Genomic DNA, 3,038 nt, shown 5'->3' with positions numbered 1-3,038 from the left:
AATACCACTATTGTTCTGCACTAATCGACACAATATCCATTTCAAAAGCTTTACAAACACGATAGTCAGGAAGTCGCTTCATAAGATTAAATTTATCATTAAATGAATAGGGTTGATAAATATCTAAACCTTGATGTACCCGAATTCGCCAACCTGTGTTTGTTTGTATAAAAGACTGCATGATGTCTGTCGATGGTACAAATTGCCATGTTAGATTGATGCCAACATCTAGGCATGCCTTAGCTATATGTTGTAAATCACTTTCTTGTTGCTCTTCCATAAACAAATCTGTGGTGGTGATGAGATGAACGTTACTTTGCTGAGATGATGGTTTGGCATTGGCAATCGTAGTTAATAGTTCCAGTAAGTTTTCTTGTTGATTAATTAAACCGATGTTGAGGTCACTGATAGTAATTTCTGTGGCCTGTTGCAGATATGGGGTGATGCAGTCGCTTAGGCTAAATCCCGATTTACCTTCTGGCCATGTTATTTGTTGTTCAGTTAATTCTGAATTTTCTTTAACTTTATCATGTATTTTTGTTGCTGAGTCGCTGGTGATTGACGTGCTTGGTGTGGCAAATAAGGCATCTTCTTGATATGACTCACTAATGGCCCCGTCGCTTGTATTGGATTTTTTGTGGTAGTAGTTGGGGTAGGTTTCTTCTTCTTTGGTGGTAATGTGATGTATTTCATCACGTTGATTGTGATAACTAAAAGAGACCTTGCTATAAGTGTTATCTATACGGAGTAGTTGATCTTTAACCCGTTTACGGCCTTCCATCGCAAAATTAAGCAACTCTTGAATATCACTTTCGCTCGCTTGACCATCAGGATATAAAATCTTCATTAAGCCCGAAAAGGTTTTGTTAATGGCATCACGGTCACGAGTTGATAAATCAGACGATAGTGTAAAATATGCTTTGTAGCGGTCAGAATAATCGTGACTGCGTAAAGCGCGTAATACTTCGGCTAAATAATCAACTACAAAACCATAGCCCTGCGAAAACATTTCTCCGCGAATAATATCGACTTCCCACCCTGCAATATAAAAATGAATGCGGTCAAGAAATGCAGAATCATGGTAGCTTTCGGGGAGTTCGTCAAATAAGTCGCTGTGTTTTAGCATGTGAGGAACACTGTGCTGGGTGTTACCAACAAATACCATTGATGCCTCTGCACCAAGCGTTTCAATGCCGCGTGAAAAAGTTTTGTTGGCCATGTAGTTTTTCATAATATCAACTAAGGCTTTATCAACACGTTTCTTTTTTCCTGCAAACTCATCAAAAGCGATAGTGTCCCAGTAACCGACTAGGCCGACTTTGCCTGTACCATTGTGAACAAACAATTTAGGCGTGGTAACTTCTCCGCCTGAAATTAAAATCCCGTGTGGGGAAAATTCGGAGTAAATGTGTGATTTTCCTGTTCCTTTAGGGCCTAACTCAATCATGTTGTAGTTACGCTCACAAAAAGGAATCAGGCGCACAAGTTGGTTAAACTTATTACGTTTACTGAATTGAGAGGGTTCAAAGCCCATACTTTGTATAAGTAAGTCTATCCATTCATCGGTAGAAAAAAAGCGTCTGGCTTGAATATAAGCATCAAAATCCAGATGAGAGAGCTGGATGGGTTTTAATGAGCCTAAAATCCAAGGCGAGGCATCCTTCTCTTCGCTAAAATCATATTCAACATCTGCAATACACCACACACCACTGACCAATAATTTAGGATGTGTTTTTACGGTATGCGAATCAATAATGACTTTTTTAATACCTAAATTGGCAAACTCAGCTTCGTAAGCATCTTTTTTTTCGTTGAGTGCCACACTGATACGATCAATGACTTTATGGCGACCTTTTTCTTTAATTATTGAACGCACCAAGCCTGATTCATTACGATGCACATAATGTTTACGCAAAATCTCTTTGACGGTGCTAATGCCATTTTGAATAGTCAGTTCGTCATTACTGGCACAGTATTGACCCAACAAATATTCCAACACATAAGAGGGGACAATCGCATTACCTTTAACTGTTTTTACGAGGTCTTTACGCACCACTAAACCCGAAAAATGCTCATTAATTTTATCATCAAACTGGCTCATAACGGGTTGCTCTAGAAGTCAAAGTCACGGGTAAAAGAACGCTGCATCAGGTAGTTTAGTGCGGTGTACGGTTTGTAATGGGATGTGCCTTCAATTTGCTCTTCTAACCTTAAACAAACAGTTTGACCGTTGAGATTGTCGGCTTGACTGGTCAACATCAGGCGTAAAGCAATTTCACGTTCACGGGCATTGTCAGCCTGACGATCAAAAATCACCTCATGGCTATCCGAAATCAATGCGCCTGCTTCGCTATACAACCCAATACGCAAGGTGCGAGGACGACATTTGTCAGTGACTGGCTGTAATTGATAAAGCATGACCGATAGATGGTTAGTAGTAATTTTATTAGCCGAGCCGCGTAGCACTTCAATATCAACTTGTGACAGGTCACTTTGACGTTTTTTATTGATGTGTAATAAAGGGATAACGACTTCTTGTAAGCTGGCTGCACCATGTACAAAGCGACTACCAGAGCCTTGTAAGCGTAAGCGGTTAATCGACTTAGGTAACATCACTTCCACATCGCCCACTAAGCCTAATTGCGAGCTGTGGAAGTGCTTAAACGAGGGGTGGCGTTGAAAGTCTTTACCTAATAAAAAGCGTCGATTGCGATATAACACCGTTGATGCTTGTGGGTCTGAGGATAAAAAATCACTTTCGGCAAGGGTTTGGTCTTGATAAATAAAACCATGATCTGCGGTCAGCAAGATGTTGTTGACGTTGGCATTGGTCAATTTTTTAATCAGGCTAATCATTTCGACTAAGGTTTGTTCGGCCGCATCAAAGGTACGTTCTTCTGTGCCTAGGCTGTCGCCTGTTTTGTCTATCAGGTTATGATAGATATACAGTACGTCACTATCGCGGACGATGGCTCTTGAGTCGTCTTTATTTAACACCATAAAGTCTTTTGCCAAGATAACATCACTGGCCAAGAGGC

2 protein-coding genes are annotated in these 3,038 nt (G+C 40.5%); both read right to left on the bottom strand.

Translation table 11 applies throughout. From position 1 onward, the window contains the following. Nucleotides 1-7 precede the first annotated feature (7 nt). Nucleotides 8-2,101 (bottom strand): BREX system Lon protease-like protein BrxL, encoded by a 2,094-nt coding sequence (brxL, locus tag Q0212_RS06040; protein WP_297923584.1) that lies wholly within the window; start codon nt 2,099-2,101, stop codon nt 8-10. An 11-nt stretch (nt 2,102-2,112) separates the two neighbouring features. Beyond that, on the bottom strand, nt 2,113-3,038 hold a 926-nt coding region (pglZ, locus tag Q0212_RS06035), incomplete at its 5' end, for a BREX-1 system phosphatase PglZ type A (RefSeq protein ID WP_297923582.1).

This window comes from uncultured Agitococcus sp. (assembly GCF_937920075.1).
In the GTDB taxonomy this organism is placed as follows: Bacteria; Pseudomonadota; Gammaproteobacteria; order Pseudomonadales; family Moraxellaceae; genus Agitococcus.
Note: the sequence above shows the minus strand (reverse complement) of the source record. Positions and strands in the feature narration are given on the sequence as shown.

What these genes read in the sequence shown, in the direction of transcription:
- brxL (WP_297923584.1), bottom strand. Translation starts at nt 2,101, where the DNA reads ATGAGCCAGTTTGATGATAAAATTAATGAGCATTTTTCGGGTTTAGTG.